Below are 25,896 nucleotides of genomic sequence, written 5' to 3' on the forward strand. Positions count from 1 at the left end.
AATGAAAATTCGCGACTCGCAAACAAGTGACGTGATTATCATTGGTGGAGGAGCAACAGGTGCAGGGATCGCACGCGATTGTGCGCTGCGCGGGTTGCGCGTCATCTTAGTGGAACGCCACGATATCGCCACAGGGGCGACCGGACGTAACCACGGTCTGCTGCACAGCGGTGCACGCTACGCCGTCACCGACGCTGAATCTGCCCGAGAGTGCATCAGCGAAAACCAAATTCTCAAACGTATCGCCCGTCATTGCGTTGAGCCGACGGACGGTCTGTTTATTACCCTGCCGGAAGATGAACTCTCCTTCCAGGCAACCTTTATTCGCGCCTGTGAAGAGGCCGGTATTCGCGCAGAAGCAATTGACCCTAAGCAGGCGCGCATTATCGAACCTTCCGTCAACCCACAGCTGATTGGCGCGGTAAAAGTGCCGGACGGCACGGTTGATCCTTTCCGCTTAACCGCCGCCAACATGCTGGATGCGCGTGAGCATAGCGCAGTAATCTTAACGGCGCATGAAGTGACGGGACTGATTCGTGAAGGGGCAACGGTTTGCGGCGTGAACGTACGCAATCATCTGACGGGTGAGATGCAGTCTCTGCATGCGCCGGTAGTCGTCAACGCCGCCGGGATCTGGGGCCAGCGCATTGCGGAATATGCCGATCTGAGCATCCGTATGTTCCCGGCCAAAGGTTCGCTGCTGATTATGGATCACCGCATTAACCAGCATGTCATCAACCGCTGTCGTAAGCCGTCTGACGCCGATATCCTGGTGCCCGGTGATACCATTTCGCTGATTGGTACCACCTCACAGCACATTGATTACGATGATATCGACAGCAACCGCGTCACCGCAGAAGAGGTCGATATACTGCTGCGTGAAGGCGAGAAACTGGCGCCGATTATGGCGAAAACGCGCATTTTACGCGCCTACTCCGGCGTGCGTCCTCTGGTAGCCAGCGACGACGATCCAAGTGGCCGTAACGTCAGCCGTGGGATTGTACTGTTCGATCATGCCCAGCGTGACGGACTGGACGGGTTTATCACCATTACTGGCGGCAAATTGATGACCTACCGCCTGATGGCAGAGTGGGCCACCGATGCCGTTTGCCGTAAGCTGGGCAATACCCAACCTTGCACAACGGCAGACACGGCGCTGCCTGGCTCACAAGAATCGACCGAGCATACGCTCAAACGCGTGATCTCGTTGCCCGCGCCACTGCGCGGTTCAGCGGTCTACCGTCACGGCGATCGCACCCCAGCGTGGCTTAGCGAAGGTCGTCAGCACCGCAGCCTGGTGTGTGAATGCGAAGCGGTCACTGCAGGTGAAGTGCAGTACGCCGTCGAGAATTTGACCGTCAACAGCCTGCTGGATTTGCGTCGCCGTACCCGTGTTGGAATGGGGACCTGCCAGGGCGAATTGTGTGCCTGCCGCGCCGCAGGTTTGCTGCAACGTTTTAATGTCACCACCGCCGCGCAATCTATCACCCAGCTTTCCGATTTTCTCAATGAACGCTGGAAAGGCGTGCAGCCTATCGCCTGGGGAGATGCGCTGCGCGAAAGCGAATTCACACGCTGGGTTTATCAGGGATTGTGCGGTCTGGAAAAGGAGCACCAGGATGAAATTTGATACCGTCATTATCGGCGGCGGCCTGGCCGGACTACTGTGCGGCCTGCAACTGCAAAAAAGCGGTTTACGCTGCACGATTGTCACTCGCGGCCAAAGCGCCCTACATTTCTCCTCCGGCTCACTGGATTTGCTCAGCAACTTACCCGATGGCCAACCGGTGACGGATATAGAAGCAGGCCTGAATGCGCTGCGCACTCAGGCACCCGCGCACCCGTACAGCACCATCGGAACGCACAACGTCCTGGAGCTGGCCCAGCAGGCGCAAAATCTTCTCGAAGAATGCGGAACGCATTTGCAAGGCAAGGTACATCAGTCACATCAACGCATCACCCCGCTGGGAACGCTGCGCTCAACCTGGTTAAGTTCCCCGGAAGTTCCGGTCTGGCCGCTGTCCGCGCAGCGTATCTGCGTTGTAGGTATTAGCGGTTTACTGGATTTTCAGGCACATCTCGCCGCGGCGTCGCTGCGTCAACACAATCTCAGCGTCGAGACGGCAGAAATCGATCTGCCTGAGCTGGATGTCCTGCGTGATAACCCGACCGAGTTTCGCGCCGTCAATATTGCGCGCCTGCTGGATAACGAAGATAAATGGTCGCTGCTCTATGACGCTTTACTGCCAGTAGCAAAAACCTGCGACATGATAATTATGCCGGCCTGCTTCGGTCTGGCGGATGAACAGCTCTGGCAATGGCTTAACGAGCGTCTCCCCTGCTCGCTGACGCTGTTACCGACCCTACCGCCTTCGGTACTGGGTATGCGTTTGCATAACAAATTGCAGCGCCAGTTTGTGCGCCAGGGCGGCGTCTGGATGCCGGGTGATGAAGTGAAGAAAATCACCTGTCAGGATGGCGTAGTCAGCGAAATCTGGACCCGTAATCATGCCGATATTCCTTTGCGGCCACGTTTCGCCGTGCTCGCCAGCGGCAGCTTCTTCAGCAGCGGGCTGGTCGCCACGCGTGAGGCCATCTACGAACCTATCCTGGGGCTAGATGTACAGCAAACCGCCACGCGCGCCGAGTGGTATGAGCGTGACGTCTTCGACCCACAACCGTGGCAGCAGTTTGGCGTTACGACCGATGCCGGGCTGCGCCCGTCGCTGGTGGGACAAACGATAGAGAACATTTATGCCATCGGTTCCGTTCTCGGCGGATTCGACCCTATCGCCCAGGGTTGCGGAGGCGGCGTGTGCGCTGTTAGCGCCTTACACGCCGCACATCATATTGCGAAACGTGCAGGAGGCCAGCAATGAGCGACACACGTTTTGAAAGTTGTATCAAATGCACGGTGTGCACCACGGCCTGCCCGGTAAGTCGCGTCAATCCGAACTACCCTGGTCCTAAACAGGCCGGACCGGACGGTGAGCGTCTGCGCCTGAAAGATGGCGCGTTATATGACGATGCGCTGAAATACTGCATCAACTGTAAGCGCTGCGAAGTGGCCTGTCCGTCAGATGTGAAGATTGGCGATATCATTCAACGCGCGCGCGCCAAATACGACACTACGCGTCCGTCGCTGCGTAACTTCGTCTTAAGCCATACCGATTTGATGGGTAGCGTATCCACACCGTTCGCCCCGATAGTGAATACCGCCACCTCACTCAAACCGGTGCGTCAGTTGCTGGATTACGCGCTAAAAATCGACCATCGCCGTACGCTGCCGAAGTACTCTTTCGGCACCTTCCGCCGCTGGTATCGCAGCGTTGCCGCACAGCAAGCGCAATATCAGGATCAGGTTGCCTTTTTCCACGGCTGTTTTGTGAATTACAACCATCCGCAGCTCGGCAAAGACCTGATCAAAGTGTTGAATGCGATGGGAACCGGGGTGCAACTGCTGAGCAAAGAGAAATGCTGCGGCGTACCGCTGATTGCCAACGGTTTTACCGATAAAGCGCGTAAGCAGGCGGTGAGCAACGTGGCCTCGCTCAGAGAAGCAATTGACGGCAAAGGCATTCCGGTGATCGCCACCTCATCAACCTGCACCTTTGCGCTGCGTGATGAATATCCGGAAGTGCTGGACGTCGACAACTCAGGTCTACGCGAACACATTGAACTGGCAACCCGCTGGCTGTGGCGCAAGCTGGATGAAGGCAAAACGCTGCCGCTGAAAACGCTGCCGCTGAAAGTGGTCTACCACACGCCATGCCACATGGAGAAAATGGGCTGGACGCTCTACACGCTGGAACTGCTACGACAAATTCCAGGGCTGGAGCTAACGGTGCTGGACTCGCAATGTTGCGGGATTGCCGGGACATACGGCTTTAAAAAGGAAAACTACCCGACATCGCAGTCCATTGGCGCACCGCTGTTCCGCCAGATTGAAGACAGCGGCGCTGATATCGTCGTCACCGACTGCGAAACCTGTAAATGGCAGATTGAGATGTCGACAAGCAAACGTTGTGAACATCCCATCACCCTGCTTGCCAAAGCGTTAGGTTAATTCTGTTGCCCGGTGGCGTTGGCTACCGGGCATTTTGCGAATGCCGTTGCACATAACTGAATACGTTGCAACCGGACGTATTTATCTCTGACTCCTCCACGCAAAGAATCAATTCCACGAATGCAGCCCGCGTCATCCGTGGGTACCGTCACGCCATCTTCTTCCTCTGGTGACGGACTACCATGGCTAAATCAGCAACATCAACACCGCATGATGCGGTTTTTAAAAAGATAATTTCTTATCCTGAGATGGCTCGCGATTTTCTTGAAATTCATCTTCCCGTCGCATTACGCGAGATATGTGACCTGCAAACGCTGAAGCTGGAGCCTACCAGTTTTATCGAAAAGGATCTCCGTGCTTACTATTCCGACGTATTGTGGTCGTTAAAAACCCGCGAAGGTGAAGGCTACATCTACTGCGTTATCGAACATCAGAGTACAGCGGTACAACACATGGCATTTCGCCTGATGCGTTATGCCACTGCCGCCATGCAATATCACCTGGATGCCGGATACAGAACGCTACCTCTGGTTATCCCCATGCTTTTTTATCACGGGCAACAGAGCCCGTATCCGTGGTCGCTCAACTGGCTGGACGAATTTGATTACCCACAACTGGCGCGCAAGCTTTACTCAGAAGCATTTCCGCTAGTGGACATCACTGTGGTATCTGACGACGAGATTATGCAGCATCGGCGTATCGCTCTACTTGAACTGATGCAAAAACATATCCGCGATCGCGATTTGATGGGACTGGTGGACAGGCTGGTCGCGCTTTTAGTTACTCGTACCGTTAATGACAGCCAGTTGCAAACGCTGTTTAATTATCTGCTACAGCGCGGTGAGGCTTCTCATGTCAGCGAATTTATCCGTGAAATTGCCGGGCGTTCACCCCATAACAAGGAGAAATTGATGACGATCGCAGAGAAACTACGCCAGGAAGGCCATCACAATGGATTGCAGGAAGGCTGGCTAAAAGGAACACGAGAAGAAGCATTACGTATTGCCCGCATGATGCTGGAGCGAGGCATCGATCATGAGACAGTCCTGACCATTACCGGATTTTCTGCTGACGACGTGACAGAGCATCACCATTAGGAGCTATTTCAGGCCCGATGGCGCTACACCACCGGGCCCGATATTAATAACTGCTTTTCAACGTTTGCGTACTCTGGCCTGGCTTAAACATTGCCAGCCTGCGATCCAGCGCTTCGGTATAAAGCATGGTATCCACGCCTACCGCGACAAAATTTGCTCCCCATTGCAGACATTTCTGCGCCATTGCTGGGTCAACAGCGAGGAAACCGGCTGCTTTTCCGGCTGCGCGAATACGGCGAATGCTTTGCTCAATGATCCGCTGCACCTCCGGGTGTCCGGCATTATCCGGGTAGCCTAACGACGCAGAAAGATCCGCCGGACCAATAAAGACACCGTCAATACCGTCAACGTCCAAAATGGCATCCAGATTATCCAGTGCCGCTTTGCTTTCGACCTGTACCAGCAGGCAGAGTGATTCATTAGCCTGGGCCATATAATTGTCGATACGTCCCCAGCGCGCCGCCCGTGCCACGCTGGCGCCGACACCACGCTCACCGAGCGGTGGATAACGAGTCGCGGAAACCACCTGAAGCGCCTGCTCTGCGCTGTCGACCATCGGGACAAGCAGCGTCTGCGCGCCAATATCCAGCACCTGCTTGATCAACGCTTTACTGCCCTCCACCGGGCGAACCACAGGCTGGCTGGCATAAGGCGCAATCGCCTGCAACTGATGGTAAAGATCCTGCACCGTGTTCGGCGCGTGTTCTCCATCAATCAGCAGCCAGTCATAGCCCGACGTCGCGGCAATCTCCGCCATGTAAGAGGTGGTCGAACTAAGCCACAGGCCGACCTGGACTTCCCCTTTGCGTAATCCTTCTTTGAAGGGATTTGATAACAATGCGTTCATAACGATCCTTACAACGTAGATAAGATTAATGATGCGCAGCGCCTGCTTGTGAAACTGAACGGTTCACACTCAGCGTAAAGATGATTAGCGAGCCAATAATCGCGACGCCCGCGAGGACCAGCAGGCCCGCCGCATCGCTGGCAAACACCGTTTCGGCTTTGACGCGCAGAATGGGAGCAATAAAGCCGCCGACGGCACCAAACAGGTTGACGAAGCCGATCCCCGCCGCCAGAGCTGTCCCGGAAAGAAGTTGCGTTGGCATCGTCCAGAACACCGGCTGTACCGCAATGAAACCGACCGCCGCGACGCAGAGCGCCACAATCGCCAGTACCGGTGAAACCAGCCCGGAAAGGCCAATGCCGATTCCTGCCGCCAGCAGCGTCAGCGCGGCAACATTACGCCGGTCGCCGGTGCGATCGGAGTAACGGGGAATAAGCCAGGTACCAAACAGCGCCGCCACCCACGGTATTGCCGCCACGACCGAAGCCGTAAAGCCCACTTTTGTCCCTAACAACGCAGCAACCTGAGTTGGCAGGAAGAAGATCAGGCCATACACCGCCACCTGGATCGTCAGATAGATAATCGCCAGTTGCCAGACACGGCCATTACGCAGCGCATCCGACAGGCGCGAAGTGACCTTTTTCTCCTCTTCACTTGTCAACTGGCTAATGAGCACCGCCTTTTCCTCCGCGCTCAGGAAACGCGCCTGCTGCGGGGTATCATCCAGCCAGAAGAAGGTGAAAATGCCCGCACCTACCGCCAGTAAACCTTCGATAACGAACATCCAGAACCACCCTGGATGCCCCATAAAGCCGTGCATCTCCAACAGCGCACCGGAAAGCGGCGATCCCAGGGTTAACGCCAGCGGCGCCCCCATGTAGAACAGCCCCATGATGCTGGCGCGGTTGCGCTGGGGGAACCACTGGGACGTCAGGTAGATCATACCGGGGAAGAAACCCGCTTCTGCCGCCCCCAGCAGAGTACGGATAATCAGGAACTTCGATTCAGTATCCGCCCATGCCATCGCCGCAGAGAGGAATCCCCACAGCAACGTGGTGGTACCAATCCAGGTTCTGGCACCAAATTTACGCATCAACAGGTTGGCAGGAACCCCCAGAAAGGCGTAAACCACAAAGAAAATCCCCGCGCCCAACGCATAAGCTTCGTTGCTCAGACCGGTATCAATCTGATAGGTCTCTTTGGCAAAACCGATGTTCGAGCGGTCAAGAAACGCCAGCACATACAGCGCCAGCATAAAGGGAATCAAACGGGCGCGGTTTTTCTTCACCACACCATCAAGTAACGTGGTACTCATAGCAAGATCCTCAAAGAAATGAGGGCGTTGCCGTGGCATTGGCAACGCACTGGTCATTAGTGGCTATAAGGGCGCTTCAGATTGCAGTCGCGGTTAAGCTCGACGCCAAATCCTGGTTTGTCGAGCACCGACTTATGAATGCGGCCATTGACGGGTACCGGTTCGTCCAGAAGGATCGGATCAAACTGTGGACGCATGGTTGAACAATCCGGGCTGGTCATCAAAAACTCGCTGAACGGGGTATTGGTGAACGTGATCACCGCATGGTGCGAGTAAACCGAGGAACCATGCGGCACCACCAGCTGTCCGCGCGATTTAGCAATAGCGGCAATTTCCACCAGCGTGGTTAACCCACCGCACCAGCCCACATCCGGCTGCATGATATCGATGCCGGTTTCTGAGAGTGTGCGGAAGGACTGCAGCGTCCCGTGGTGTTCACCGCTGGTAACCATCATCCCCGCCGGGGCGTTACGTTTCAGCTCGCGATAACCTTCATACTGCTGCGGCGGCAGACACTCTTCGATCCACTTCAGATTGGACGGTGCGCAGGCATGGGCCAGTTTGGTGGCATAGTTCACGTCCTGACTCATCCAGCAATCGAGCATCAACCAGAAATCCGGACCGCATTTCTCACGCATGTCGGCTACCATTGCCGCATCTTTGCGGATCCCCGCATCCCCGTCGTGCGGCCCCCAGTGGGTCGGCATTTTGCCGCCAATAAAGCCCATTTCTTTCGCCAGATCAGGGCGCGCACCGGTCGCGTAGAATTGAATTTCGTCGCGTACCGCGCCACCCAATAGTTTGTAGACCGGTAAACCCACCACCTTGCCAAACAGATCCCACAGCGCCAGATCCACGCACGAGATGGTGTTCATCACCAGACCGCCGGAGCCGGAGTAGTACATCGTTGCGCCCAGCATCTGGTCGTGAATGAGTTTGATATCGCTGACGCATTTCCCTTCAATAAAACGATTGAGATGCTTTTCCACAATAAAGCACCCCATCTCCCCTGCTGTGGACACAGCAAAACCGGTCTGTCCGTTTTCAGCTTCCACTTCAACAATCAGTGTCCCTAATACGTTGATGCCAAAGGACTGGCGCGATTGCTCATATTCACGATATTTGCTCATTGGCGTGGCGATATGATCGTCAATCCAGTGGTTAGCCCCCTGATCGTGATAGTCGCCGCCGCCAGCGCCTTTATCCGCCGTAGCACCACCGGTAAACCAGGCACGAACGTGTTTAATTTTAGGTAGGGTCATGGTGTTCTCCTTTTTATGAAGCGAGTGAGTCGAAGGGACTTTTCCATCCCAACAGGCGTGAAATATCCCTGGCGCAGGCAATCGCTTTACCGGCCAGATAATCACGGTTCTCTTCGTTAATTTGCAGACGAGTGCCGACAACTGAAATCGCGGCGGTCAGTTCATTGTTAGCGTTAAAAACAGGCGCTGCGACGCAGCGAACATCGGGATAATCTTCGCCATTATCAAAGCTCCATCCACGCTGTCGAATACGCTCCAGCTCGTCATTCAACTGCTGTGGCCTGGTGATAGTGGTCGGCGTTGCCTGTTCCCATATCAGCTGTTCAATAATGGCTTTTCTTGCGGCTGCCGGTTGCCAGGCCAGCAGGCATTTGCCGATACCCGAGCGATAGAGCGAAAGACTTTTCCCTTCGTGGGAGCGCACGCTGATAGTGGATGACGATTCCACTTTCAGAATGTAATACGCGCTTTCGTGGTCGATGATCCCGAGATGGCAAAGTAACCCTGTCTCATCCATCAACTGTGTCAGCCGTGGACGCGCCAGTTCACGTAAATCCATCTTGCTCAGCGCATGCCCGGACAGCTCAACCAGCTTGGTCCACAGGCAGTAATTTTCCTGATGATCAATGCTGATAAAGCGCTGACGCTTCAGTTCATTAAGTAACAGGTACGCGGTGCTTTTTGGAATACCCAGCGCCTCTATGATGGTGGCGGCGCTACATGGGCCGATACGCGCAATGAGATTGAGTATTTCGATCGCCCTGGTGAGCGCGGGAACTTTGCTTGATTCCAACATACTGGACTCCAGTCTGAGATACTGGAATCAGTGTGGTAGGTTAAGGGGGTTAAAATTGTGAAGCGCATCAAATCCTCTCGTTCTTCCAGCTGGCTGGAGAAAAAACGAGCATAATTGTGAACTAACGCACGGATTTTTTTACAGAGAGTGCAACAGGTTGGACTGATAACGGGAAGGCCAGAATGCCTTCCCATAACAAGCGCGTGAGAGAGTGCAAGTCAGGAAGGCAGCGTCAGGGATTCAACCACTTCTATCCAACCGTGTTCGCTGGCAATATCCTGCCCGTTGAGCCAACGGCGCAGCATATTGAGCGCCATCATTGCGCACACTTCCTGACGCACCGACAAACTATAACGATTAGCGTTCAGCCGTACGCGTAAGGCATGCGTTCCATCAGGCGTTGCCAGCGCAAAGTTAATATGTTCGTTTTCGAAAGCCGATACCGCCAGCGCCAGCCCGGCATAATGGTTGCCGCGTCGTTCGGTTATCCAGTGTGCCGTTTGCGCCAGCGTTTCTTCCTGGGGCGGAACCACTTCGCTCGCCAACAGCGGAGCATTCGCGCGCGAAAGCTGCAGCGCCACCAGACCACCGGTGAATTGTTCGCTTAGCGTCAGGCTGTATTGCCGTTCCTGCAACGTGCGGGCGATTTGCGCGGGTAAACCTTCCGTACCTTCGAAAATCATATTCTGCCCGGCAACCCGCTTAACTTCTGGCCACAGCGCCAGCATCGCTTCCCGTTGGGAATCCGGCCCGGTCAGCTTTAGTTCGATAATCGGCATTGACGAGCGGTAGCCCATTGTCACTCCCGGAGGCAATTGCAGCGGATCCAGGCTCTGCGCCAGCTCGCTTTCAGAACGACCAAAGGTGGTTAATCGCAGGCATAGCGGGGGTTGAGACAGCGAAAAACGCTCACGCAAACGCGGCAGGATCTCATGCTCAACCATGACTTTAAATTCTGATGGCACTCCTGGGGTAAAGAACATCAGGCAGCGGTTAAGCTTCAGGGCAAACCCACACGCGGTTCCTACCGGATTATTGATGAATTCCGCACTGGCAGGTAGCTCAGCCTGTTTGCGGTTACTCGGTGCCATCACGCGTCCACGATCGCGAAAATAACGCGCCATCTCGGCGAGCCATGCTTCATGCAGCACCAGCCCTTCACCTTTTGCCGTGGCCGCCGCCAGCGCGCTCAAATCATCGCTGGTTGGTCCCAGACCGCCGTTAACGATCAGTACATCGGCATGTTCGCTACGCTCACGCAAAACGGCGACCAAATCGTCAAGATTGTCGCCTACCGTGTTGCGACGGGTTAGCGGTAACCCCTGATTAAAGAAAAAATCGGCCAGCCAGGCGGCATTCGTGTCGACGATTTGTCCGTGCAACACTTCATCCCCGGTGGATAGCATCTCCACGTTTAACATCGTGTTCTCCTGCTTTTATGATGAAAACACTATAACGCATGGAGGGGGGAAGGCGCGACTGAACGCCGCGCCGGAAAAATCAGAAACTCGCGTTAACCCCAACGTACGGGCCGTCAGCAATCGCGTTATCGCGGTTACCGTCTTTGCCTGCCAGGTTCAGGTAGCGATAACCGGCTTCAATGCTCAGCGGACGCATAATGGTCAGACGCGCACCTGCATTCGCTTCTTCATAGCTGTCGATACCGCTGGAAAGAGAATCGGGAGAGTAATAATACTCTCCAAACAGGCGGAGGCTGTCGCCAATCGGCCACTGCAAACCGCCACCGACCGCCGCCGCGTAACCCTCGTCACCATCATTCGGGTTAGTATAAATGCCTTTCCCACCGACCGTTGCCAGCAGCGGACCGAGAGGAATATTCAGACCCAGTCCCAGACCGGCCGCATCGCCGTCGTCATCGTTATGCATCCAGTTACCGCTGACGGCCAGACCGGTGGTCTCAGTCCCCATACCGAAACCCAGGTTGGTGTAGTCTTCGCCAGCCTGGCCGCTGATGCTAATCGCGCTCGCCGACGCGGAAACAAACAGCATTCCGGCAAAACCCAACATTAAACTTTTTTTCATTTTCTATCCTTTCCAGCAAGAATCAAAACATAGCCCCAAAACCGGTGAATTGTACTGTCAGATCACGAGGAATCAATGCACTAAAAAAGCGATGCAAAAACATATTGTAAGCAAATACTACTCACAAGATTTAGATAAGGTTAAATTCTTGTAGCAATTACGCCACTGAGGGCAGCAGAACGCCATTTTCAACAAACATCCTGTTTTCCCTGCCAAAGCGGCGTTATTCGTCGATGAAGCGTTTTTTCTACCGCCAGCAAAAGGTAAGATGCGTGCATGATGGAATTTTCTATACCTCCCCCTACAAGGATTCGACTTATGCGCCAAAGAACAATTGTTTGCCCATTAATTCAAAACGATGGCTGTTATTTACTGTGCAAAATGGCTGACGACCGCGGTGTGTTCCCCGGTCAGTGGGCGCTTTCTGGCGGCGGCGTTGAACCGGGTGAACGTATTGAAGAAGCTTTGCGCCGTGAAGTAAGAGAAGAGCTGGGCGAACAACTGGTGTTATCAGATATTACGCCATGGACCTTCAGTGACGATGTTCGCACCAAAACGTACGCCGATGGCAGTCAGGAAGAGATTTATATGATTTATCTCATCTTCGATTGTGTGGCGGCTAATCGTGAAGTGAAGATTAATGAAGAATTCCAGGCATTCGCCTGGGTTAAAGCGGAAGATCTCGGCTCTTACGATTTAAATATCGCCACGCGTAAAACGTTAACCTTGAAAGGGTTACTGTAAGTTATCATTTTAATAGCGACATTGCGCTCATCAGTCTGCAGATAACAGCAATGTCGCCCAAACTACTCAAGAACCTACATGATCTTTTTTTCATTAAGATAAATAAAAAACACGCTATTCCTCTCTCTTTCCCAAACCTTAAACTCTTAAGGATAAATTAACCTTCCGTCATTACTCTTTGAAGCCTGATGAAATAATTAACGACGCCCCTGTTTATCACTAAAAATAAAACGTCGGTGGCGTTAAATGGCTTGAAGGAATAATGATGCCTGACTTTTTGCCTTTCTCTCGCCCGGCAATGGGGGCTGAAGAACTTGCTGCTGTGAAGACGGTTCTGGACTCTGGATGGATAACCACCGGCCCGAAAAATCAACAGCTGGAAGAAGCCTTCTGCCAGCTCACGGGAAATCAACACGCCGTCGCCGTCTGCTCCGCTACGGCAGGAATGCACATCACGCTGATGGCGCTGGACATCGGTGCAGGCGATGAGATTATTACACCGTCAATGACGTGGGTTTCTACCCTCAACATGATTGTCCTGCTGGGTGCGACGCCAGTCATGATCGACGTTGACCGCGATACGCTCATGGTCACACCGGAGCAAATTGAGGCCGCCATCACCCCGCGAACCAAAGCCATTATTCCGGTACATTACGCAGGCGCCCCCGCCGACCTGGACGCGATTTATGCCATTGGCGAACGCTATGGCATTCCGATTATAGAAGATGCGGCCCACGCCGTAGGGACGTTGTATAAAGGTCGTCATGTCGGCGCGCGCGGCACGGCAATATTCTCGTTTCACGCCATCAAAAATATTACCTGCGCCGAAGGCGGGTTGATCGTTACCGACGACAGCCAGCTTGCCCAACGGCTTCGCAGCCTGAAGTTTCATGGTCTGGGCGTTGATGCCTTTGATCGACAAACCTATGGCCGGGCGCCGCAGGCCGAAGTGCTTGCGCCAGGGTACAAGTACAACCTCACGGATATCAACGCCGCCATTGCGTTGGTACAGCTAAATAAACTGGAACACCTGAACTCACGCCGGGCGCAAATTGCCCGCGATTATCAACAGGCGCTGGCCGATACGCCATTTCAACCACTGAGTCTGCCCCAGTGGGCGCACGTTCACGCCTGGCACCTGTTCATCATTCGCGTTGACGAAGCCCGCTGCGGTCTGAGCAGAGATGCCTTAATGGAAGCGTTAAAGGCCAAAAATATCGGCACCGGTCTGCATTTTCGTGCGGCCCATACGCAAAAATATTACCGCGAACGCTTCACTACCCTTTCGCTCCCCAATACAGAATGGAATAGCGCGCGCATTTGCTCACTGCCGTTATTCCCCGATATGACCGCCGATGACACCCAGCGGGTAATTACGGCACTTCGCGAGATTGCAGGACAATAACCATGTTTGAAGCAGCACCGATCAAAAAAGTCTCGGTGGTCATTCCCGTTTTTAATGAACAGGAAAGCTTGCCAGAGTTAATCAGACGTACCAGCGCTGCCTGCGAAAAATTGGGCAAAGACTATGAAATTCTGCTAATTGATGACGGCAGCAACGACCATTCCGCACAGCTGATGATGGATGCTTCCCAGGCACCGAACAGCCATATTGTTTCTATTTTATTGAATCGCAATTACGGGCAACACTCGGCGATTATGGCCGGTTTCAGTCATGTCACCGGCGACGTGATCATCACACTGGATGCCGATTTGCAAAACCCGCCGGAGGAGATCCCACGGCTGGTCGCCACCGCAGATGAAGGCTTCGATGTGGTCGGCACGGTACGTCAGAACCGTCAGGACAGCGTATTTCGTAAGACCGCATCGCGAATGATTAACCATCTGATTCAGCGCACCACCGGTAAAGCGATGGGCGACTACGGTTGCATGTTACGCGCTTATCGCCGCCACATCGTCGATGCCATGCTGCATTGCCAGGAGCGCAGTACCTTTATCCCGATTCTGGCCAACATTTTTGCCCGGCGCGCTACGGAAATCCCGGTACACCATGCAGAGCGAGAATTTGGTGACTCCAAATACAGCTTTATGCGTCTGATCAACCTGATGTATGACCTGGTGACCTGTCTGACCACAACGCCACTTCGTATGTTGAGCCTGTTGGGCAGCGTAATCGCCGCCACTGGCTTTATCTTGTCTATCCTGCTTGTGGTTCTGCGTCTGACGCTCGGTCCACAGTGGGCCGCGGAAGGGGTATTCATGCTGTTTGCCGTCCTGTTTACCTTTATCGGCGCACAGTTTATTGGCATGGGTTTACTCGGCGAATATATCGGTCGCATCTATAACGATGTCCGCGCCCGCCCCCGCTATTTTGTTCAACACGTTATCCGCCCACAAACCACGCAGCCAACCGAGGAAAACCGCGCATGAAAGCCATCGTATTTGCCTATCACGATATGGGATGTCAGGGTGTCCAGGCTTTGTTGGATGCCGGTTATGAAATCGCTGCCATTTTCACGCACACCGATAATCCGGGCGAAAAAGCATTTTTTGGATCGGTTTCCCGCCTTGCCGCCAGCGCCGGAATTCCGGTTTACGCCCCGGACGAGGTCAATCATCCCTTGTGGATTGAACGCATTAGCCAACTGGCGCCGGATGTTATCTTCTCGTTCTACTATCGCCATTTACTGAGTGATGAGATCCTCAGTCTTGCGCCTGCCGGGGCTTTTAATCTGCACGGTTCGTTGCTGCCGAAATACCGTGGTCGCGCGCCGCTGAACTGGGTATTGGTCAATGGCGAAATCGAAACCGGCGTCACGCTTCATCGCATGGTCAAACGCGCGGATGCTGGCGCCATTATTGCCCAGCAGCGCGTCGCTATTTCGCCGGATGACGTGGCGTTAACGCTGCACCATAAATTGTGCCAGGCTGCGCGTCACCTGCTGGAACAAGCACTGCCCGCGATTAAAACCGGGGATTATGCAGAACGCCCCCAACAGGAAGCTGATGCTACCTGTTTTGGTCGCCGTACACCGGAAGATAGCTTCCTCGACTGGAACACACCTGCCGCGGAGTTGCATAACCAGGTCCGCGCCGTCAGCGATCCGTGGCCGGGCGCACACAGCTATGTCGGTACACAAAAGTTCACCGTCTGGTCATCGCGCGTTTGCGTAAATAACTCAGCGGCCCAACCGGGTACCGTCATCTCCGTTTCTCCTTTGCTGATCGCCTGTGGCGATGGCGCCCTGGAAATTATTACCGGACAAGCTGGCGATGGTATTGCAATGCAAGGGTCGCAACTGGCGCAGGTTCTGGGCCTGGTTCCAGGCTCCCGCCTGAACAGTCAGTCAGTTACCACCACTAAACATCGTACACGCGTGCTGATCCTTGGCGTCAATGGCTTCATTGGTAACCATCTGACCGAACGCCTGCTGCAAGAAGATCATTACGAAGTGTATGGGCTCGATATTGGCAGTGACGCCATTGGACGTTTTCTGCAGCATCCGCGATTCCACTTCGTCGAAGGCGACATCAGCATTCACTCCGAATGGATTGAATACCATGTAAAAAAATGCGACGTCGTGCTGCCGCTGGTGGCGATCGCAACACCAATCGAATATACCCGCAACCCGTTGCGCGTATTTGAGCTCGATTTTGAAGAGAACCTGAAAATCATTCGCTACTGCGTGAAATACCGTAAGCGCATCATTTTCCCGTCAACGTCCGAAGTCTACGGCATGTGTACCGACAAAGTCTTCGATGAGGACAGCTCGAATCTGATCGTCGGTCCGGTGAATAAACCACGCTGGATCTACTCCGTTTCCAAGCAGTTGTTGGACCGCGTAATCTGGGCGTACGGCGAAAAAGAGGGATTGCGCTTCACCCTGTTCCGGCCATTTAACTGGATGGGACCGCGTCTGGACAGCCTTAACGCCGCGCGTATCGGCAGCTCACGCGCCATTACCCAACTGATCCTCAATCTGGTGGAAGGTTCACCGATTAAGCTGATTGAAGGCGGCAAGCAAAAACGCTGCTTTACCGACATTCGGGATGGTATCGAAGCCCTGTACCGCATTATTGAAAACGAAGGCGGACGCTGCGAAGGTGAGATTATCAACATCGGTAATCCGCAGAACGAAGCGAGTATTCAGGAACTGGCAGAAATGCTGCTTACCTGCTTTGAAAAACATCCATTGCGTAACCACTTCCCGCCGTTTGCCGGTTTCCGTGACGTCGAAAGCAGCAGCTACTATGGTAAAGGTTATCAAGACGTTGAACATCGTAAGCCCAACATCCGCAATGCGAAACGCTGCCTGAACTGGGAGCCCACCATTGAGATGCAGGAAACGGTAGAAGAGACGCTGGACTTCTTCTTACGCAGTGTGAATATCACGGAACACACATCATGACCCAAGTCGGCTTGCGCATAGATGTCGATACTTTCAGGGGGACGCGCGAAGGCGTACCCCGCCTGCTGGAGACATTGAACCGACATAACGTGCGGGCAAGTTTTTTCTTTAGCGTTGGACCGGACAACATGGGACGCCATCTCTGGCGTCTTGTGAAACCACAATTTCTGTGGAAGATGCTGCGCTCAAACGCCGCATCACTTTACGGATGGGATATATTGCTGGCGGGAACCGCCTGGCCGGGAAAAGAGATCGGCAAGGCCAACGCGGCGATCATTGCGCAAACCGCCCTGATTCATGAAACTGGTTTGCATGCCTGGGATCACCATGCCTGGCAGGCGCGAAGCGGAAACTGGAATGACAAACAGCTGATTGATGATATTTCACGAGGCATCACGGCCCTTGAAACTCTTATCGGACAACCCGTCACTTGTTCTGCCGTTGCCGGATGGCGTGCCGACGATCGCGTCGTCCACGCCAAAGAAACGTTCCATCTGCGTTATAACAGCGACTGCCGGGGAACGTCGTTATTCCGTCCGGTGCTGACGTCCGGAAAAACAGGTACGCCGCAAATTCCCGTCACGCTACCCACCTGGGATGAAGTGGTTGGTCAGGAAGTCCAGGCGGTGGACTTCAACGCTTACATTCTCTCCCACATCCAGATGAGCAGAGGAACACCGGTGTATACCATTCATGCGGAAGTTGAAGGCATCGCCTTTCAGCAGAATTTTGACGAGCTGCTTACTCGCGCCGCAGACATGGGGATAACATTTTGCCCGCTCGGCGACCTGTTACCGGACGATGTCAGTTCGCTGCCAACAGGACAGATCGTGCGTGGCAAAATACCCGGCAGAGAGGGATGGGTCGGCCGCCAACAACCAGTGAGTGTGACAAGATGAAACTTACTGTCCGCTACACCCTGGCATTTATCGCTTTTATTGCGCTGTATTTTATTCTCCCCATCAACAGTCGCCTGCTGTGGCAACCTGATGAAACGCGCTATGCCGAAATCAGTCGGGAAATGCTGACCTCTGGCGACGGGATCGTTCCGCACTTTTTAGGGCTACGGTATTTTGAAAAACCGATTGCCGGATACTGGTTAAACAGCATCGGGCAATGGCTGTTTGGCGCCAATAATTTCGGCGTCAGAGCAGGAGCCATTTTTGCCACTTTGCTGACGGCGCTAATGGTTGCCTGGCTTGCCATGCGGTTGTGGCGGGATAAGCGCACCGCCGTACTCTCTTCGGTTATCTTTTTAACGTTTTTTTCGGTTTACAGCATCGGCACCTACGCGGTACTTGATCCCATCATTGCGCTCTGGCTAATGGCGGGCATGTGCTGCTTTTGGGAGGGGATGCAAGCCACCAGCAGAATGCGCAAAATTACCGCCTTTCTGCTGTTAGGGTTAACCTGCAGCATGGGCGTGATGACCAAGGGTTTCCTGGCACTCGCCATTCCTGTACTCAGCGTACTGCCGTGGGTTTTCGTACAAAAGCGCTGGAAAGATCTCATTATCTACGGTCTGCTGGCAGTAGTCGGTTGCATCGTGACTGTGCTGCCTTGGGGAATAGCGATTGCCCGGCGTGAACCGGATTTCTGGCATTACTTCTTCTGGGTCGAGCATATTCAACGCTTCGCGCAGGAGGATGCCCAACATAAGGCCCCCGTCTGGTACTACATTCCGGTATTGGTGGCTGGCGCATTACCGTGGCTCGGGCTGCTCCCCGGCGCGCTGCGTACGGGCTGGCGTGAACGGGATGTTCCGCGCAGCGCACTGTACCTGCTAAGCTGGATTATCATGCCAATCCTGTTTTTCAGCATCGCGAAAGGAAAACTGCCGACCTATATTCTTTCCTGCTTCGCGCCGCTGGCAATATTGACGGCGCGTTTCGGCCTGCAGGCCGCGCAAAAAGGCGCAACCGCGCTGCGCGTGAATGGCTGGATCAACGTTCTGTTCGGTGTAACCGGCATTGTCGCCACGTTTATTGTTTCTACACTGGGTCCATTAAAGACGCCGGTCTGGTCGCATATCGAAACCTATAAGGTGTTTTGTGCGTGGGGCATTTTTATCATCTGGACGCTCTTTGGCTGGTATACGCTAAATAACCGCGAGAAGAACTGGACGTTCGCAGCGCTGTGTCCATTAGGCCTGGCACTGTTGTTTGGTTTCTCCATTCCTGACCGGGTGATGGAATCTAAACAGCCACAATTTTTTGTCGAGATGACCAAAGAGTCGCTGGAGTCGAGCCGTTATATTCTGACCGACAGCGTTGGCGTCGCCGCGGGGCTGGCCTGGAGCCTGAAGCGTGACGACATCATAATGTACGGACAAACGGGCGAGTTAAAATATGGCCTTAACTACCCGGATGCCCAGGGGCGTTTTGTCGGTCGGGGGAACTTTGCCGAGTGGTTAGCGCAACATCGTCAGCAAGGAAACATTACGCTCGTGCTCACAATTGATAAGGATGAAGATATTAATCGACTTGCTATCCCTCCCGCTGACTATATCGATAATCAGGGGCGTCTGGTCCTGATTCAGTATCGGCCGAAATGATCTGGATAGCCTTAGTTCTCGCCAGCCTGCTCAGCGTCTGCGGTCAGTTATGTCAGAAGCAGGCGTCGCGACCCGTTCCCGTTCGAGCGCGAAAACGCCACATTACGCTATGGATTGGGCTTGCTCTGGCAAGTCTCGGTCTGGCCATGCTGCTATGGCTGGCGGTGCTGCAGAACATTCCGGTCGGCATCGCCTACCCCATGCTGAGTCTTAATTTTGTATGGGTGACTCTGGCTGCCTGGAAAATCTGGCGCGAACCCGTCACCCCGCGCCACTGGCTGGGTGTGGGGTTAATCATCACCGGCATCTTTATTCTTGGGAGCGCGGTGTAATGGGCATCTTTTGGGGATTATGCAGCGTTATTATCACTTCAGCCGCCCAGTTGAGTCTCGGCTTTGCGATGGATAATCTGCCGCCAATGCTGCAGCCGCAGCAATTCATTTCTGCCGTATTCTCTCTTAGCGTTGGCGCGTTTGCTCTGTATGCCGGACTGGCAGGGTATTTACTGTCGGTGATTTGCTGGCATAAAGCGCTGCACCAGCTCGCACTGAGCAAAGCGTATGCCCTGCTCAGCCTGAGCTATGTACTGGTGTGGGTTGCATCAATGATCCTGCCCGGCTGGCAGGGAATATTTTCAGCGAAAGCGCTCGCCGGTGTGCTGTGCATCATGGCAGGGCTACTGACGATTTTTTTACCTTCACACCAGCGCCAACCCTGAGATTATTTATCTTCAGACAGTCGTAACAGGCGTTCCCATTCGTCGCACATGTACTGTCTGGCATCAACTATTTTGATTAACCGTGAGGTATCGCGATTAATGCAATACAGTGCATCTTTCAGCGGTGAAAGGAGGTCTCCGGGCTTAACCCACTCGGAAGATTGCGCCTCAGCCAACATCTTTAGCGAACCGCCGCTATCACAAAGTACGATATAGAGCCTGCCTGCTTTTTTGTGACAGCAAGACTTCTTCACATGCCATTCCATAGCGCACCTTTTGTTAAAAAATTTCACAACAGGTTACACTTTAGCAGATAAACAAAATGACAATAGCGACTCAATGGCGAAAGTGAGAAATGTAATTACTGTTTGCTTAATTTTAACAATGAAGCACTTACCCAATCTGACAGCGCACGACGAGAAATTTTAATCCCTCCGGATTTTAGTTCGGGTGGCAATGTCAGCCAGCATACCGGTTGCTGAAAGCGGGCCAGCTTATCTTTCACCCACTCTGCCAGATTTGTGTCACCCGCATTGGTGTCATACTCAACGACCGCCACCGGGCGATGACCAAACTCTTTGTCTTCTATCGGCACAATGAAGGCTTGCAGAACATGCGGATGTGCAGCAATCACGCGTTCCACCTCTTCCGGCTGTATGCCTTCCCCGCCGCTAAAGAACAGATTGTCCATCCGACCGACAATGGTTAACTTGCCGTCCTTCAACACCCCGCGATCGCGGGTGGCAAACCAGCCTTCCGCGTTTACTAAAGGAATCAGCTGCCCGTTACGCCAGTAACCTTGCGCCATGCTGGCGGCACGCAGCCAGACTTCACCATCAACGATTCTGACTTCTCTGCCTGCCAGGGGCGACCCCACATCCGCCAGGCCATCCGCCTCTTTCGCACAGACCGTAGAAGCAAACTCCGTTAAACCGTAACCGCACCAGCAGCGAATCCTTTGCTCGCGCGCCTGTTCCGTCAATTCAACAGGAATTGCCGCACCACCCAGGAGCACGGCTTTGAGCGTTACCGCCGTTTTGTTGACCAGCAGGCGCCACAGCTGCGTGGGCACCAGCGAAGCATGAGTGCATCCAGCCAGCATTTGCTCCAATGGTTGCTTGTCGCGCACGGTCATTCGTGCCCCGGCAAACAACCAACGCCACAAAATACCCTGGCCGGAAACATGAAACAGCGGCAGCGAGAGCAGCCAATCATCTTCAGCGTCAAACGGCATTAATGACAGCACGCCCTGCGCACTTGCCAGATGAGCCTGACAGGTATGCACCGCTGCCTTTGGCAATCCGGTAGAACCTGAGGTTAACGTCATCGTACTCAAACGCTGGGGTAACCACGCGACGGCATGCTTGCCTGGCACTGCCTGCATCTGCAACGGATGGAGTCCCGCGAGAACATTAGCGGTCTCCAGATCCATCGCAAAACGCAGCGTTAAGTCCGGGACCAGCGCGTCAAGCAGCGATTGAGGCAGCTGTGGGTTCACAGGTAAAACCCGCGCCCCACATTGCAGCAATGCCAGCCAGGCCAGCAAAGCACGTGGATGATTCCAGGCGCGAAGCAGGACGCCATCGCCCTCTTCCACGCCCTGAGCGGCAAAACCGCTGGCCAGATGGTCAACGCGCGTGCAGAGCTCGCTCCAGCTTAATACTTCATCGTTGAGTCGTAGAGCAGGCACCTCTGCACGAACCTGTCGCCAGTGACGCCACGGCCAGTCATCGGGTTGTACCAGGCCCGATATGCTTACGCTATCGGGCATTTCCCGCTGGGTCATAGCAGGCGTTCCAGCGCATCAACATCGATACACGGCAATGCGCTACCCGGCCAGGTGCGTACCTGCTGGCACTGCATCAGGCTCAGGGTATCCAGCCCCGGAATGGTCTGCGGCGTCAGCCAGGCGGCAATTCGCGCCAGTTGGGTTAAGCCCAGGCTCGACTCGATCGACGAACTAATAACAGCGGTGAGACCAAGTGCATGCGCCGCTGCCACCTGTTCGCGCACTTTATCGAGACTGCCCGTCAGCGTAGGTTTGATAACCACTGCCTTGACGCCCTCTTCAGCTTCGAAGATGAAATCCGCTTCACGCAGGCTTTCATCCCAGGCAATGGCAATGCCGGTTTCACGCGCAAAAGCACGAGAGTCATCGCGGGTTTTGCATGGCTCTTCGAGAAAAGCGATGCGCCCGCGGTACTCTGGATTAACGTACTTCGCGAACTGCTGGGCTTTCAACGGCGTCCAGGCTCGGTTGGCGTCAAGTCGCAAATGCAGCTCCGGGATAGCCTCAAGCAGCAGGTTGGCGACCATACCGTCACGAACCGCTTCATACAGTCCGACCTTGATCTTCGCTACTTTTTCACCCGGCATGTCTGCCAGTTGCAGTACCAGATCATCTGGATCGCCCGTACACAGCGGCGCTGCACGGTAGTCTGCGTCCTCTGGCAATACGCCAGCCAGTTCGGCCAGCGCACAGCTTGCACCAAAGGCGACCGAAGGCAGCTGCGGTAAGGAAGAATCCCCCTGTAGCCAGCCGTTGACCCAGGCCAGCAGCTCGGTTTGCGCCTCTTCCCAGCTCTCCTGACTGAAGCCCGGCAGCGGGGAGATCTCTCCCCACCCTTCGCGCTCGCCGTCACAAAGGCGAACGTACAGCCCGTCACGCGTTTTTAACCGCCTGTCGCGCAGAATCACCCCCGCGTCCATGGGGATCTGCCAGCGGTATACCTGCGCGCTACGCATTACGGATTCCGTTTAAATTTGCTGAAATCCGGCTGACGTTTCTGGTTAAAGGCGTTACGGCCTTCCTGACCTTCTTCCGTCATGTAGAACAGCATGGTGGCGTTACCCGCCAGCTCTTGCAGACCAGCCTGACCATCGCAGTCGGCGTTCAGTGCAGCTTTCAGGCAGCGCAACGCCATCGGGCTGTTTTGCAGCATTTCACGACACCAGCGTACGGTCTCTTTTTCCAGATCGGCCAGCGGAACCACGGTGTTTACCAGGCCCATATCCAGCGCTTGCTTCGCATCGTACTGACGGCACAGGAACCAGATTTCACGCGCTTTTTTCTGACCGACAATACGCGCCATGTAAGAGGCACCCCAGCCGCCATCGAAGGAACCGACTTTCGGACCGGTCTGGCCGAAGATGGCGTTTTCAGCCGCAATGGTCAGGTCACACATCATGTGCAGCACATGGCCGCCGCCGATGGAAAAGCCTGCAACCATCGCCACTACTGGCTTCGGACAGGTACGAATCTGGCGCTGGAAGTCCAGTACGTTCAGGTGATGCACACCGGAATCATCCTGGTATCCGCCGTAATCACCGCGCACTTTCTGATCGCCACCTGCGCAGAACGCTTTGTCGCCAGCACCGGTCAGAATAATCACGCCAATGTTGTCATCGTAGCGAGCATCCGCCAGCGCCTGGATCATCTCTTTCACGGTGACCGGACGGAAGGCATTGCGTACCTGCGGACGATTAATGGTGATTTTTGCGATACCGTCGGTGGATTTCTCGTAGAGAATGTCGGTGTAGCCTTCAGAGCAATCGTGCCATTCTACCGGTGCGTAAAGCATTGTTTCATCAGGATAGATCATAAAATGTCCTATAGTCAGCGATGCAGAATCTGAGCCAGACAGTCCACCACGCCAGCGGGATTGTCCCGATGCGCGTTGTGTCCGGCATTACGAATCACATGGCTTGGTACGGATATTTCCGCCGCCAGAGCGCGGAATTTATCGTCACGTTCACCACATAAATAATAAAACGGAAATGTGCGCGCAGTGAGTTGCGCACGTAAATCAGGTTGTACGGCTAGCGAGGTGGCCTCCAGCATCGCTGCCAGCGTATGCCCGTTATTCTGGCTACGCAGTGCGACCAGCGCTTCTCTTTGCGCCGCATTCAGCGAGGAAAAAACCGGCTGTTGATACCAGTCAATAAACACCTCGCACAACGGCTCAGCGCGAAAACGCGCAGCCCAGCGACCATCAGAGAGGCGACGCTGAACGCGCGCCTCCTCACTTTGCAAGCCTGGATGTCCACCTTCAACCACCAGACCGCACAGTCCTGGCATCTCCTGACAAGCCGCCATCATCGCGACTCTGCCGCCAAGAGAGTAGCCTACTAGCCAGTATTTAAGTATGTTGTAACTAAGCAACGTGTTACGCAGCAAAGCGCTTACGTCGTCGAATCCGCTCACGCTGATGTCAGCGGAGCCACCGTGTCCCGGCAGGTCGATATACAGCCGCGAATAATTCTTAAACGCTTCGCCAACCCTCTGCCATTCCCGACAATCACCGGAAAAACCGTGCAGGAAAACCAGCCAGGGAAATCCCGTCTGGCCCACTTTCGCCTGCGCGTGCAGGATCATAGATGGCTTACCTGCGCCAGCAGTTGCTGCAGGGTTTGCGCCCCATCAGTTTCGTTTACCACCAGCTCAATCACCGTTGCCGCCGGAGTACGCCAGGCGTTAGTCAGCGCGCTCTCCAGTTGCTCCCAGTTTTCCGGGCGCTGGTATTTAAGGTTAAACATGGCGGCAGCATGCTCAAAATGCACGTTCTGCGGCATCAGGTAGAACCGTTCGCGTTCGCTTGCTGGCGTCGGCAACAGGGAAAAAATTTGCCCGCCGTTATTATTGACCACTATCAGGACAAACGGCGCGGAAACCTGGCGCAATAACGCCAGCGCATTGAGGTCATACAGCGCAGATAAATCGCCGACGATAGCCAGCGTCGATTTCGCGCTGGCGCGCTGTACACCTGCTGCCGTTGACAGCAGGCCGTCAATGCCGCTCGCGCCACGGTTGCTATAGACCGGGTAACCCGCCGGAAGCTGCGACAGCGCATCAATCAGGCGCACCACCAGACTGTTGCCCACGAACAGTTGCCCCTGCTCCGGTAAGTATTCGCGGATACGGTGGGCTAATTGCGCTTCACCAAACGCGTCGCGACGGGCTTCTACCGCCTGCCAGGCCAGTTGCGCCAGGCGTGGGATCTCCACGCACCAGGGCTGACGTTTCTCCGCCGGATGCAGCTCCAGCCAGTCGCCAACCGCCGCTACCAGTCTACGCCCACGATGGTGAGCCGGATCGAGGCGGCCTTCGATATTATCGACAATCCAGTATTCCTGCGGATCACAGCTGGCCTGCCATTGCAGGAGCCGTTTTCCGGTCAGGCTACTGCCAAGCTGCACCACAATCTGCGCCTGCTGTAATTCAGTGACCGCTTTCGCATTCCCCAGCCATAGGTCGGCGCACGGCAAAGGTTGTCCGGTTTGTGACAGAACATCGCCAATCAGCGGCCAGCCTAGCATCTGCGCCCACTGCGCAACCTTTTTGCCCTCTTCCGCGCTCATGCGGCCTGCAACAACAACGCCGCGTTTTTGTCGCCAGAAAAACCAGTCACGCTGTTTGTCGCTTTCCAGTCGACGCGACTCACGCAGCCAGGGTTTATCATCCTGCCACCAGTCGCCAAGGCGCTGCTGCCAGTCAATCCCCGTTTCGTCCATGTCGCCATACAGCGGTTCCGCAAATGGGCAATTGATATGAACCGCCCCGCTATGCAGCGCAGCTAAGGCGTTATCAATGGTGGATACCAGCCAACTAGCCGGAATGTTCTGGGTCGGGCGCGGTAAAGAGAGCGTTTGCGATGGATGCGAGGCAAACATTCCGGCCTGACGAATCGCCTGGTTAGCGCCGCAGTCGATAAGCTCAGGAGGTCTGTCAGCCGTGAGTAGAATCAGCTTTTCACCGGTCAGGCCCGCTTCAATCAACGCGGGATACAAATTTGCCACCGCCGTACCGGACGTCACAATCACAGCGACAGGCTGCCGGCTGACTTTTGCCAGACCTAAGGCCAGATGCCCAAGGCCACGCTCATCAAAATGAGTATGGTGAATAAAAGCGGGGTTTTCCGCAGCCGCCAGAGTCAACGGTGTAGAACGAGAGCCAGGGGCAATGCAGACATGCCTGACGCCGTGGCGAGTGAGTGCTTCCAGAATGACCGCCGCCCAGCGTCGGTTAAATGCGCTTACTGACATGAGATTGTCCGGTATCAATATTGCGACACAGTATAAAGAATC

Annotated in this window: 25 protein-coding genes; 12 read left to right on the forward strand and 13 right to left on the reverse strand. The window is 54.6% G+C overall.

Annotation, left to right across the window (positions count from 1 at the left end; genetic code table 11):
- The first annotated feature begins 1 nt into the window (after position 1).
- The 3 genes from glpA to glpC are packed head-to-tail and all read left to right on the forward strand — an operon-like array spanning position 2 to position 4,066.
- Positions 2–1,630 carry an anaerobic glycerol-3-phosphate dehydrogenase subunit A gene (glpA, locus tag WC7_RS10090; protein WP_016153803.1) on the forward strand — a complete coding sequence of 543 codons (1,629 nt, stop codon included), beginning with the start codon at positions 2–4 and terminating at the stop codon, positions 1,628–1,630.
- Positions 1,620–2,879, forward strand: coding sequence for a glycerol-3-phosphate dehydrogenase subunit GlpB (glpB, locus tag WC7_RS10085; RefSeq protein ID WP_016153804.1), 1,260 nt, complete (start codon positions 1,620–1,622; stop codon positions 2,877–2,879). Before glpA ends, glpB begins: the two co-directional genes overlap by 11 nt.
- Positions 2,876–4,066, forward strand: a complete 1,191-nt coding sequence (gene glpC, locus WC7_RS10080) for an anaerobic glycerol-3-phosphate dehydrogenase subunit GlpC (protein ID WP_016153805.1) — start codon at positions 2,876–2,878, stop codon at positions 4,064–4,066. Before glpB ends, glpC begins: the two co-directional genes overlap by 4 nt.
- Here the strand turns inward: glpC and WC7_RS26740 are convergent.
- Positions 4,063–4,218, reverse strand: a complete 156-nt coding sequence (locus WC7_RS26740; RefSeq protein WP_155849793.1) for a hypothetical protein — start codon at positions 4,216–4,218, stop codon at positions 4,063–4,065. The genes glpC and WC7_RS26740 overlap by 4 nt on opposite strands.
- 30 nt (positions 4,219–4,248) lie before the next feature.
- Here WC7_RS26740 and WC7_RS10075 point away from each other — a divergent pair, with 30 nt between their 5' ends.
- Entirely contained in the window at positions 4,249–5,163 is a 915-nt protein-coding gene (locus WC7_RS10075; protein ID WP_016153806.1) for an Rpn family recombination-promoting nuclease/putative transposase, read from the forward strand.
- Positions 5,164–5,206: 43 nt separating this feature from the next.
- Here the strand turns inward: WC7_RS10075 and yfaU are convergent, their stop codons facing one another.
- The 6 genes from yfaU to WC7_RS10045 form a co-directional block, all read right to left on the reverse strand.
- Positions 5,207–6,010 (reverse strand): 2-keto-3-deoxy-L-rhamnonate aldolase, encoded by an 804-nt coding sequence (gene yfaU, locus WC7_RS10070; RefSeq protein ID WP_016153807.1) that lies wholly within the window; start codon positions 6,008–6,010, stop codon positions 5,207–5,209.
- Positions 6,011–6,035: 25 nt separating this feature from the next.
- Positions 6,036–7,325 (reverse strand): MFS transporter, encoded by a 1,290-nt coding sequence (locus tag WC7_RS10065; RefSeq protein WP_016153808.1) that lies wholly within the window; start codon positions 7,323–7,325, stop codon positions 6,036–6,038.
- A 56-nt stretch (positions 7,326–7,381) separates the two neighbouring features.
- Positions 7,382–8,587 (reverse strand): L-rhamnonate dehydratase, encoded by a 1,206-nt coding sequence (gene rhmD, locus WC7_RS10060; RefSeq protein WP_016153809.1) that lies wholly within the window; start codon positions 8,585–8,587, stop codon positions 7,382–7,384.
- Positions 8,588–8,600: 13 nt separating this feature from the next.
- Entirely contained in the window at positions 8,601–9,383 is a 783-nt protein-coding gene (locus WC7_RS10055) for an IclR family transcriptional regulator (RefSeq protein WP_016153810.1), read from the reverse strand.
- 218 nt (positions 9,384–9,601) lie between these two features.
- Positions 9,602–10,804, reverse strand: a complete 1,203-nt coding sequence (locus tag WC7_RS10050; protein WP_016153811.1) for a nicotinamide mononucleotide deamidase-related protein YfaY — start codon at positions 10,802–10,804, stop codon at positions 9,602–9,604.
- 79 nt (positions 10,805–10,883) lie between these two features.
- Entirely contained in the window at positions 10,884–11,426 is a 543-nt protein-coding gene (locus tag WC7_RS10045) for a YfaZ family outer membrane protein (RefSeq protein WP_016153812.1), read from the reverse strand.
- 318 nt (positions 11,427–11,744) lie between these two features.
- Here WC7_RS10045 and nudI point away from each other — a divergent pair, with 318 nt between their 5' ends.
- The 8 genes from nudI (at position 11,745) to arnF (ending at position 19,812) form a co-directional block, all read left to right on the forward strand.
- Entirely contained in the window at positions 11,745–12,170 is a 426-nt protein-coding gene (gene nudI / locus WC7_RS10040; protein ID WP_016153813.1) for a nucleoside triphosphatase NudI, read from the forward strand.
- A 265-nt stretch (positions 12,171–12,435) separates the two neighbouring features.
- Entirely contained in the window at positions 12,436–13,575 is a 1,140-nt protein-coding gene (arnB, locus tag WC7_RS10035) for a UDP-4-amino-4-deoxy-L-arabinose aminotransferase (RefSeq protein WP_016153814.1), read from the forward strand.
- A 2-nt stretch (positions 13,576–13,577) separates the two neighbouring features.
- On the forward strand, positions 13,578–14,561 hold the full coding sequence (gene arnC / locus WC7_RS10030; RefSeq protein WP_016153815.1) for an undecaprenyl-phosphate 4-deoxy-4-formamido-L-arabinose transferase: 984 nt from the start codon (positions 13,578–13,580) through the stop codon (positions 14,559–14,561).
- Positions 14,558–16,540, forward strand: coding sequence for a bifunctional UDP-4-amino-4-deoxy-L-arabinose formyltransferase/UDP-glucuronic acid oxidase ArnA (gene arnA / locus WC7_RS10025; RefSeq protein ID WP_016153816.1), 1,983 nt, complete (start codon positions 14,558–14,560; stop codon positions 16,538–16,540). Before arnC ends, arnA begins: the two co-directional genes overlap by 4 nt.
- Positions 16,537–17,439 carry a 4-deoxy-4-formamido-L-arabinose-phosphoundecaprenol deformylase gene (gene arnD, locus WC7_RS10020; RefSeq protein ID WP_016153817.1) on the forward strand — a complete coding sequence of 301 codons (903 nt, stop codon included), beginning with the start codon at positions 16,537–16,539 and terminating at the stop codon, positions 17,437–17,439. Before arnA ends, arnD begins: the two co-directional genes overlap by 4 nt.
- Positions 17,436–19,094, forward strand: a complete 1,659-nt coding sequence (gene arnT, locus WC7_RS10015; RefSeq protein ID WP_016153818.1) for a lipid IV(A) 4-amino-4-deoxy-L-arabinosyltransferase — start codon at positions 17,436–17,438, stop codon at positions 19,092–19,094. Before arnD ends, arnT begins: the two co-directional genes overlap by 4 nt.
- Positions 19,091–19,426, forward strand: coding sequence for a 4-amino-4-deoxy-L-arabinose-phosphoundecaprenol flippase subunit ArnE (gene arnE / locus WC7_RS10010; protein ID WP_016153819.1), 336 nt, complete (start codon positions 19,091–19,093; stop codon positions 19,424–19,426). Before arnT ends, arnE begins: the two co-directional genes overlap by 4 nt.
- Positions 19,426–19,812, forward strand: a complete 387-nt coding sequence (gene arnF / locus WC7_RS10005; protein ID WP_016153820.1) for a 4-amino-4-deoxy-L-arabinose-phosphoundecaprenol flippase subunit ArnF — start codon at positions 19,426–19,428, stop codon at positions 19,810–19,812. The genes arnE and arnF overlap by 1 nt, the downstream gene beginning before the upstream one ends.
- Before the next feature lie 2 nt (positions 19,813–19,814).
- Here the strand turns inward: arnF and pmrD are convergent, their stop codons facing one another.
- From pmrD to menD, 6 genes are all read right to left on the reverse strand, one after another.
- On the reverse strand, positions 19,815–20,078 hold the full coding sequence (gene pmrD / locus WC7_RS10000; RefSeq protein ID WP_016153821.1) for a signal transduction protein PmrD: 264 nt from the start codon (positions 20,076–20,078) through the stop codon (positions 19,815–19,817).
- Positions 20,079–20,173: 95 nt separating this feature from the next.
- A complete protein-coding gene (menE, locus tag WC7_RS09995; RefSeq protein WP_016153822.1) occupies positions 20,174–21,598 on the reverse strand; it encodes an o-succinylbenzoate--CoA ligase in 1,425 nt (474 codons plus the stop codon).
- Positions 21,595–22,557 carry an o-succinylbenzoate synthase gene (gene menC / locus WC7_RS09990; RefSeq protein ID WP_016153823.1) on the reverse strand — a complete coding sequence of 321 codons (963 nt, stop codon included), beginning with the start codon at positions 22,555–22,557 and terminating at the stop codon, positions 21,595–21,597. The genes menE and menC overlap by 4 nt, the downstream gene beginning before the upstream one ends.
- Positions 22,557–23,414 carry a 1,4-dihydroxy-2-naphthoyl-CoA synthase gene (menB, locus tag WC7_RS09985; RefSeq protein WP_003027671.1) on the reverse strand — a complete coding sequence of 286 codons (858 nt, stop codon included), beginning with the start codon at positions 23,412–23,414 and terminating at the stop codon, positions 22,557–22,559. The genes menC and menB overlap by 1 nt, the downstream gene beginning before the upstream one ends.
- Before the next feature lie 14 nt (positions 23,415–23,428).
- Complete coding sequence (gene menH, locus WC7_RS09980) at positions 23,429–24,187, reverse strand: 2-succinyl-6-hydroxy-2,4-cyclohexadiene-1-carboxylate synthase (RefSeq protein WP_016153824.1); 759 nt, start codon at positions 24,185–24,187, stop codon at positions 23,429–23,431.
- Entirely contained in the window at positions 24,184–25,854 is a 1,671-nt protein-coding gene (menD, locus tag WC7_RS09975) for a 2-succinyl-5-enolpyruvyl-6-hydroxy-3-cyclohexene-1-carboxylic-acid synthase (RefSeq protein ID WP_016153825.1), read from the reverse strand. Before menD ends, menH begins: the two co-directional genes overlap by 4 nt.
- Between the last annotated feature and the right edge of the window lie 42 nt (positions 25,855–25,896).

Origin of the sequence: Citrobacter sp. KTE151, assembly GCF_000398845.1 — a bacterium.
Lineage (GTDB): Bacteria > Pseudomonadota > Gammaproteobacteria > Enterobacterales > Enterobacteriaceae > Citrobacter > Citrobacter braakii.

Coding starts and splice junctions, on each gene's coding strand:
- glpA (WP_016153803.1), top strand. CDS start 2: ATGAAAATTCGCGACTCGCAAACAAGTGACGTGATTATCATTGGTGGA.
- glpB (WP_016153804.1), top strand. CDS start 1,620: ATGAAATTTGATACCGTCATTATCGGCGGCGGCCTGGCCGGACTACTG.
- glpC (WP_016153805.1), top strand. CDS start 2,876: ATGAGCGACACACGTTTTGAAAGTTGTATCAAATGCACGGTGTGCACC.
- WC7_RS10075 (WP_016153806.1), top strand. CDS start 4,249: ATGGCTAAATCAGCAACATCAACACCGCATGATGCGGTTTTTAAAAAG.
- yfaU (WP_016153807.1), bottom strand. CDS start 6,010: ATGAACGCATTGTTATCAAATCCCTTCAAAGAAGGATTACGCAAAGGG.
- WC7_RS10065 (WP_016153808.1), bottom strand. CDS start 7,325: ATGAGTACCACGTTACTTGATGGTGTGGTGAAGAAAAACCGCGCCCGT.
- rhmD (WP_016153809.1), bottom strand. CDS start 8,587: ATGACCCTACCTAAAATTAAACACGTTCGTGCCTGGTTTACCGGTGGT.
- WC7_RS10055 (WP_016153810.1), bottom strand. CDS start 9,383: ATGTTGGAATCAAGCAAAGTTCCCGCGCTCACCAGGGCGATCGAAATA.
- WC7_RS10050 (WP_016153811.1), bottom strand. CDS start 10,804: ATGTTAAACGTGGAGATGCTATCCACCGGGGATGAAGTGTTGCACGGA.
- WC7_RS10045 (WP_016153812.1), bottom strand. CDS start 11,426: ATGAAAAAAAGTTTAATGTTGGGTTTTGCCGGAATGCTGTTTGTTTCC.
- nudI (WP_016153813.1), top strand. CDS start 11,745: ATGCGCCAAAGAACAATTGTTTGCCCATTAATTCAAAACGATGGCTGT.
- arnB (WP_016153814.1), top strand. CDS start 12,436: ATGCCTGACTTTTTGCCTTTCTCTCGCCCGGCAATGGGGGCTGAAGAA.
- arnC (WP_016153815.1), top strand. CDS start 13,578: ATGTTTGAAGCAGCACCGATCAAAAAAGTCTCGGTGGTCATTCCCGTT.
- arnA (WP_016153816.1), top strand. CDS start 14,558: ATGAAAGCCATCGTATTTGCCTATCACGATATGGGATGTCAGGGTGTC.
- arnD (WP_016153817.1), top strand. CDS start 16,537: ATGACCCAAGTCGGCTTGCGCATAGATGTCGATACTTTCAGGGGGACG.
- arnT (WP_016153818.1), top strand. CDS start 17,436: ATGAAACTTACTGTCCGCTACACCCTGGCATTTATCGCTTTTATTGCG.
- arnE (WP_016153819.1), top strand. CDS start 19,091: ATGATCTGGATAGCCTTAGTTCTCGCCAGCCTGCTCAGCGTCTGCGGT.
- arnF (WP_016153820.1), top strand. CDS start 19,426: ATGGGCATCTTTTGGGGATTATGCAGCGTTATTATCACTTCAGCCGCC.
- pmrD (WP_016153821.1), bottom strand. CDS start 20,078: ATGGAATGGCATGTGAAGAAGTCTTGCTGTCACAAAAAAGCAGGCAGG.
- menE (WP_016153822.1), bottom strand. CDS start 21,598: ATGACCCAGCGGGAAATGCCCGATAGCGTAAGCATATCGGGCCTGGTA.
- menC (WP_016153823.1), bottom strand. CDS start 22,557: ATGCGTAGCGCGCAGGTATACCGCTGGCAGATCCCCATGGACGCGGGG.
- menB (WP_003027671.1), bottom strand. CDS start 23,414: ATGATCTATCCTGATGAAACAATGCTTTACGCACCGGTAGAATGGCAC.
- menH (WP_016153824.1), bottom strand. CDS start 24,187: ATGATCCTGCACGCGCAGGCGAAAGTGGGCCAGACGGGATTTCCCTGG.
- menD (WP_016153825.1), bottom strand. CDS start 25,854: ATGTCAGTAAGCGCATTTAACCGACGCTGGGCGGCGGTCATTCTGGAA.